The organism is Burkholderiales bacterium (genome assembly GCA_013695435.1).
In the GTDB taxonomy this organism is placed as follows: domain Bacteria; phylum Pseudomonadota; class Gammaproteobacteria; order Burkholderiales; family JACMKV01; genus JACMKV01.
Genome location: JACDAM010000112.1, coordinates 1 through 5,398 on the forward strand (window position 1 = coordinate 1; position 5,398 = coordinate 5,398).

A 5,398-nucleotide genomic window follows, 5' to 3' on the forward strand; every position below is an offset into this window, starting at 1 on the left:
GCGAATATCCGCGCTGGGCGAAGTCTTCAGCGCTGACCTACCAGATGATTTATCAGCAGCCAGTGCGCCACGAATTCCATCTGATCGCGGCGCCGACTTTGCTGGTCATCGGCCAGGAAGACCGCACAACTTTGGGGCGCGGCATTGTGCCGGTGGAAGTACTGGAAACGCTCGGACAATACCCGCAACTTGGGCGCGCGGCCGCGAAGGATATCCCGAATGCGAAGCTGATCGAGTTCGACAACGTCGGCCACATTCCGCACCTCGAAGCGCCGCAACGCTTCCACGACGCGCTGCTTGAATTTCTGGAACGCTGACGCGCCGCGGGCCTGCCCCCGCTTGTCATTCCGGACGCGACCGAAGGACGCGAGCCGGAATCCAGCAGAATCACATTGAAAAAAGAACTGGATTCCCGCGTGCGCGGGAATGACACACGCTTGGTTACACAGCACCACACTGAGCGCGAAAGGCACTACTTAACTGCTCTTACAGCCCGCTCGCGTTCGCTGGCATGACGCGATCCTGAAACCGTTGCGCTCAGCCCTTTTGGCGTCACTTTCCGCAGCGCGCTCGCGGAATGTCGAGACGCTGCCATCCGTCGTGGCCGAGGCTTTGCAGCGTTGCGATATTCTTGTCAAATATGCCGCCGGCATCGGGAAAAGCCGCGACTGCGCGCTCGACGCTCGCTTCACGCAGCAGATGCAGCATCGGATACGGCGAGCGGTTGCTGTAGTTGCTGATGTCATCGCACGCCGTACCGGCGAACTGGTAGCGCGGATGAAAGCTCGCGACCTGAAGTTCGCCGCCCAAGCCGAGGTCTTCGACCGCCTGGTCCGCGACGTCGAGAAAATCGTTGTAGTCGAGAAAATTATCGAGCACGTACGGATGAATAAGCAGCGTCGTGTCGATTTCGTCGGCGTTGGCCGCGGCCAGGTATTGCAGCTCACGCGTCAGATCGGCAAGCAATGCCTGTTCGCTGCGCGCATCGCTGACGACAGTGCGAATCTGATTTTTGGCGTGAACGCCTTTGGCGAAAGGGCACAGGTTGAGGCCTATGACCGCGCGTTCCAGCCAGATACGCGTTGCCGCGATCGCTGCTTCGCTCGCCGCGATCGCTTCGTCCATAGCGCGTGCCTGCGCGCCGGATTCGCGGGCGGCATCTGTTTCGCGGTTAACGTTCTCTGCCATTACCCCACCATTGCAGAACTCGCGAGCATTAGTCAATCGAATCTCGGCATTCCATGACTGAATGGCGCGCTGCTACGCGTGCCTGGCCAAAAACTGATCGAGCCGATTCGCAAATGCCTGCCGATCCGCCTGATTCAACGTTGCCGGCCCGCCGGTTTCAACGCCGCTGCTGCGCAATCCGTCCATGAAATTGCGCATGGTCAGATGCTCGCGAATATTGTCCTGCGTATAAAACTCGCCGCGCGGATTCAATGCAAAACCGCCGCGCTCGATCACATCAGCGGCGAGCGGAATATCGGCCGTGATGACGAGATCGCCTGCCGCAACCTTCGCCACGATCTCGTTATCTGCCACGTCAAAACCACGCGGCACCTGCAGCGATTTGATATATGGCGAAGCCGGAACGCGAATGAGCTGATTCGCAACCAGGGTCGTCACGATCCCGCGCCGCCCGGCCGCGCGAAACAGAATTTCCTTGATCGCATTCGGGCATGCGTCGGCATCGACCCAGATTTGCATGAGCTAAAGGGTTCTTTGCCTCAGGTGGGTTCTCATGTTTCTTTAAAATCTAAGGATGCAACTTTGTTATGAGCTTGACTTGTCGGTATAACCGTATTCATACTTTCCGCCATGAAAACCGCCATCTCCGTACCCGACGAAATTTTTGCATCGGCCGACCATCTAGCCAAGCGCAAGGGAATGTCCCGCAGCGAACTTTATGTGACCGCGCTGAAGGATTTCCTGAACAAGCACAGTGAGGATGAAGTCACGGCAAGGCTGGACGGGATATACGCCAACGAACCTGGCCTCGATCCCGCACTTCAACACATGCAATCCAAATCCCTTCGCAAGACAAAATGGTGAGCCGGGGCGACGTCTGGTGGGCAGCCCTGCCCGATCCAGTCGCATCCGAGCCCGCTTACGAAAGGCCGGTCGTCATCATCCAGTCCGACACATTCAATCGCAGCCGCATTCAAACGGTAATCGTCGTAGCACTCACCTCCAATCTCCGTCTCGCCGAAGCGCCCGGGAATGTGCGGCTGTCGGCGAAAAAAACCCGGCTGCCCAAGGACTCTGTCGCTAACGTGTCGCAGATCGTCACACTCGACAAAGCGTTTCTGACTGATCGATGTGGACGCCTGGATACTGCAACCATGCTTCGGATCGACGACGGCGTTCGATTGGTTCTATCCTTGTAAGTATCGGTTTCTCAAGTGCCGACCGAAGCCGATACTTGCCGCAAACTCATCGTTCCCAGGCTGCAAGCCCTCGGCTGGGACGATGAACCGCACTTGATCGCCGAACAGCGAACTATAACCGACGGCCGCATCGTTCCCGCGGGAAAAGGCTTCGTCCGCAAACCGACAAAACGCGTCGATTATCTGCTGCGCTACACGCGCGACTTCCCGCTTGCCGTGCTGGAAGCAAAGCGGGATATAAAAATTCCGCCGATGGATTGCAACAGGCAAAAGACTACGCGGAAATGCTTGGATTGAAGTTTGCCTACGCCAGCAACGGGCAGGACATCATCGAGTTCGATTATTTTACCGGCCTCGAAACCTCGCGCGGCGATTATCCAGCGCCTGACGAATTATGGCAGCGCTATCGCAACGACAGCGGGCTCGCCGCTCCGGAACACGCCGGTCAGCGCATATTGTGACGCTCGTTGTGACTGTCAACGGACGTGAGTCGATCTGGCTGCTGACTGATCGCCGTCTTTCCTTCAAGACCCGCGCGCCGAAGGATGATGCGCGCAAAGTGATGTTCCTCGAAACTACGGATGGCGTGGCCATTCTCGGATACGCCGGGCTTGGAGCTACCGCCCTCGGAACCGAACCCGCAGATTGGATGAGCGCGGTTCTGCGTGGCAGGAACCTTCCACAAGAGCAGTCCCTCGATGTACTGGCGGAAGCGATGAAAAAGCAGTTTCCGCAACACATGGTCGGAATGCCAGGGGACGGCGGGCCCGCTCACAACGTGATCGTTACGGCATTCCTTGGCAACGAGACAAGGCTTTATACAATCGACCTTGTTTTTGCGCCGGACCGTAAAAGCTACCACTTTCGCTACACACGCCACGTGATTGACAAACCGACACCGGCCACCCCTAGGCCGCCGCGGTTGGGGTTAGGCGGGACCGGCGCCCTGTACCTGATTCAAGACAAGAAGTGGAAACGGCCCCTGCTTCGCCTAGTCAGAGCTTATGACCGCGGCCAAGTGTCGTCCTGTGCGATGGCTGACCACTTGGCCAGCCTGAATAGCGAAGTGCATTTAGGCATCAGCGACAAATCAGTGGGGCCGCGCTGCACAGTTGCCTGGCGGAACAGAAAGGAAGGCGTTCACAAGGGTGGCGGTGGACATCGGTTCTATACCGGCACGACACGAGACGCCAACTCATTACCCCTGCCCACAATTGCGAACGGAATGGATGTAAGTGCTCTTGCTGGGGTGATGATGCCGCATATGTCCAAAATGATGGAGGCGATGCAAGCAGGCGACCCGCCAAAGGAGCTGGACAAGGACGAGCTCAATGCGGAGTTGGCTCGTCTCCCGGACAAACCCGACGAAAACCTTCGCTAGCGCCGTACTGAAAAGAATAATGGGGTTCGCGTAATTACCGGAGACACGCCACGAAACGTGAACGATCAAACTATGCGTTATAGACCAAAACTTGAAACCGCTGAAATGCGTGCTGAATATGATTTCTCGCGGGGCGTCCGGGGAAAGTATTTCCAGCAATACATGCAGAGCAGCAATGTAGTCGTCCTGGAACCCGACGTCGCCACCGCATTTCCAAATGCCGAGGCCGTCAACGATGCCTTGCGAGGGCTTATGCGCGTCGCACAGCGATCAGCAAGCCAAACCCGACATTGAGCGGACGCGCAAAACCGCGCGCCGCTCTCAACTTGAAGGTTTAGGCGACAACTTTCGAAGCGAAGATGCGCTTTCTCAGAAGCAAGTTGCAAACGACCGCTTTAATTCTCGCTTCCGCACTTGCTCTCACCGGCTGCTCGTGGCAAAGCGTGCGACCCGAACAGGCTCTTGACGGCGCCGGAGGCGGCGCCGTCAGCTTCGTCAATCGCGTGTGGCAGGTGGAGAATTCATCCGGTGTCGCGCCTGGGACGCTGTATGTGTTTCTGTCGGAGGGGACGCTGCTCATTACTTCCGCCAATAGCACGCCGCTGCTCGGGACATGGAAGTACGAGGGCGGAGAGTTAACCATGGTCGAAGAGGGCCGCCCTTACAAGACGGACATTCTCCAGTTGAGCGCAGACGAGTTCAGAATCAGAAGCAACAACCCGGGGGAACCGGTAGAGGTCAGGCTCGTCCCGGCCAAACCGGACGCCCTGCGTTGCCGAAAGAGCGTGCGCTTAACCGATCGACTTCGTACCGCCGGCCACGGAAGCTAGCCTCGATATGGCGGCTACGGACAACCCTTGCAGCCCTGAGTTTTCGCGCCTTCGAAATTCGCGCCTTCCAGTTTCGCGCCTTCGAGAATGGCGCCTTCCAGATTGGCCTTCCTGAAATTCGCGCCCGACAAATCGGCGTTCGTCAGATTCGCGCCTTTCAGGTTCGCGCGCGAAAAGTTGGCTCCCGAAAGATTCGTGTTTAGCATATCGGCGCCGACGAAATTCGCGCCGGAGGCGTTCGCGTTCGACAGATCGGCGCCGTCGAATACCGAGCTGTAAAGCTGCGCCTGCTGCAGATTGGCTTTCGACAAATTGACCTTCTGCAGGTCTGCGGAGTACAGGTGAGCGAACTGCAAGTTCGCGCCGTGCAAGTCGGCGGCGCCGCAATAAGTCTGCGGCCGGATTTCGCAACCGTTGACGTTCTGTTGCGCGAATGCGGAAACCGGTGCAATCGCGCAAAGCGCGAAGCTGACTGCCGTTATTAGCTTCCCAAGCGCCATGATAAAGACCTCGATGATTAAAAACAGTGAGAGCGCGCGAAATAAAAAGCGTTCAAAACCGGGTTCCGTCCTGAGGTGCGGCCGCAATGCTTATATCGAGCAGCTTTCAAAAGTGGCCGTCGTTTAATACGTTCGCCTTAGCAACCGCCTCCCATCCCGACCTTCCCCATTCCCTGCTTAATACCCGCTGGGGCAGGCGAGGGGGAAGGAGAAAGCTATCGTGCTTGGCGCCCTCCCCACGGCACGTTAGAACTGGTCTTCCGCCAACCCCATCACGCTCGCCGCACCGTGCTCGACGGC

At 57.7% G+C, this 5,398-nt stretch carries 11 protein-coding genes; 8 read left to right on the forward strand and 3 right to left on the reverse strand.

The genetic code is table 11. From position 1 onward, the window contains the following. Positions 1-317 (forward strand): alpha/beta hydrolase (locus H0V78_06130; GenBank protein ID MBA2351359.1); only part of this gene is annotated, 317 nt, incomplete at its 5' end. A gap of 235 nt (positions 318-552) precedes the next feature. Here H0V78_06130 and H0V78_06135 read toward each other — a convergent pair. After that, positions 553-1,125, reverse strand: a complete 573-nt coding sequence (locus H0V78_06135; GenBank protein MBA2351360.1) for a DUF1415 domain-containing protein — start codon at positions 1,123-1,125, stop codon at positions 553-555. Positions 1,126-1,260: 135 nt separating this feature from the next. Next, on the reverse strand, positions 1,261-1,707 hold the full coding sequence (locus H0V78_06140) for a YaiI/YqxD family protein (protein MBA2351361.1): 447 nt from the start codon (positions 1,705-1,707) through the stop codon (positions 1,261-1,263). 111 nt (positions 1,708-1,818) lie between these two features. On the opposite strand from H0V78_06140, the gene H0V78_06145 reads away from it, so the two are divergent. The 7 genes from H0V78_06145 (at position 1,819) to H0V78_06175 (ending at position 4,598) form a co-directional block, all read left to right on the forward strand. After that, positions 1,819-2,052, forward strand: a complete 234-nt coding sequence (locus H0V78_06145) for a CopG family transcriptional regulator (protein MBA2351362.1) — start codon at positions 1,819-1,821, stop codon at positions 2,050-2,052. Beyond that, entirely contained in the window at positions 2,046-2,387 is a 342-nt protein-coding gene (locus H0V78_06150) for a type II toxin-antitoxin system PemK/MazF family toxin (protein MBA2351363.1), read from the forward strand. Before H0V78_06145 ends, H0V78_06150 begins: the two co-directional genes overlap by 7 nt. Positions 2,388-2,402: 15 nt before the next feature. Beyond that, positions 2,403-2,684 (forward strand): hypothetical protein, encoded by a 282-nt coding sequence (locus H0V78_06155; protein MBA2351364.1) that lies wholly within the window; start codon positions 2,403-2,405, stop codon positions 2,682-2,684. Next, a complete protein-coding gene (locus H0V78_06160; GenBank protein MBA2351365.1) occupies positions 2,681-2,848 on the forward strand; it encodes a hypothetical protein in 168 nt (55 codons plus the stop codon). The genes H0V78_06155 and H0V78_06160 overlap by 4 nt, the downstream gene beginning before the upstream one ends. Before the next feature lie 8 nt (positions 2,849-2,856). Further along, positions 2,857-3,768 (forward strand): hypothetical protein, encoded by a 912-nt coding sequence (locus tag H0V78_06165; GenBank protein MBA2351366.1) that lies wholly within the window; start codon positions 2,857-2,859, stop codon positions 3,766-3,768. Positions 3,769-3,840: 72 nt separating this feature from the next. Further along, the gene (locus H0V78_06170) at positions 3,841-4,062 is read left to right on the forward strand and encodes a hypothetical protein (protein ID MBA2351367.1); all 222 of its coding nucleotides are present in this window, start codon (positions 3,841-3,843) and stop codon (positions 4,060-4,062) included. Between the two features lie 65 nt (positions 4,063-4,127). Then, complete coding sequence (locus H0V78_06175; GenBank protein ID MBA2351368.1) at positions 4,128-4,598, forward strand: lipocalin family protein; 471 nt, start codon at positions 4,128-4,130, stop codon at positions 4,596-4,598. Positions 4,599-4,612: 14 nt separating this feature from the next. On the opposite strand, the gene H0V78_06180 is transcribed toward H0V78_06175, so the two are convergent. Then, complete coding sequence (locus H0V78_06180) at positions 4,613-5,098, reverse strand: pentapeptide repeat-containing protein (protein MBA2351369.1); 486 nt, start codon at positions 5,096-5,098, stop codon at positions 4,613-4,615. Positions 5,099-5,398: the final 300 nt, after the last annotated feature.

What these genes read in the sequence shown, in the direction of transcription:
- H0V78_06135 (MBA2351360.1), bottom strand. Translation starts at nt 1,125, where the DNA reads ATGGACGAAGCGATCGCGGCGAGCGAAGCAGCGATCGCGGCAACGCGT.
- H0V78_06140 (MBA2351361.1), bottom strand. Translation starts at nt 1,707, where the DNA reads ATGCAAATCTGGGTCGATGCCGACGCATGCCCGAATGCGATCAAGGAA.
- H0V78_06145 (MBA2351362.1), top strand. Translation starts at nt 1,819, where the DNA reads ATGAAAACCGCCATCTCCGTACCCGACGAAATTTTTGCATCGGCCGAC.
- H0V78_06150 (MBA2351363.1), top strand. Translation starts at nt 2,046, where the DNA reads ATGGTGAGCCGGGGCGACGTCTGGTGGGCAGCCCTGCCCGATCCAGTC.
- H0V78_06170 (MBA2351367.1), top strand. Translation starts at nt 3,841, where the DNA reads ATGCGTTATAGACCAAAACTTGAAACCGCTGAAATGCGTGCTGAATAT.
- H0V78_06175 (MBA2351368.1), top strand. Translation starts at nt 4,128, where the DNA reads ATGCGCTTTCTCAGAAGCAAGTTGCAAACGACCGCTTTAATTCTCGCT.
- H0V78_06180 (MBA2351369.1), bottom strand. Translation starts at nt 5,098, where the DNA reads ATGGCGCTTGGGAAGCTAATAACGGCAGTCAGCTTCGCGCTTTGCGCG.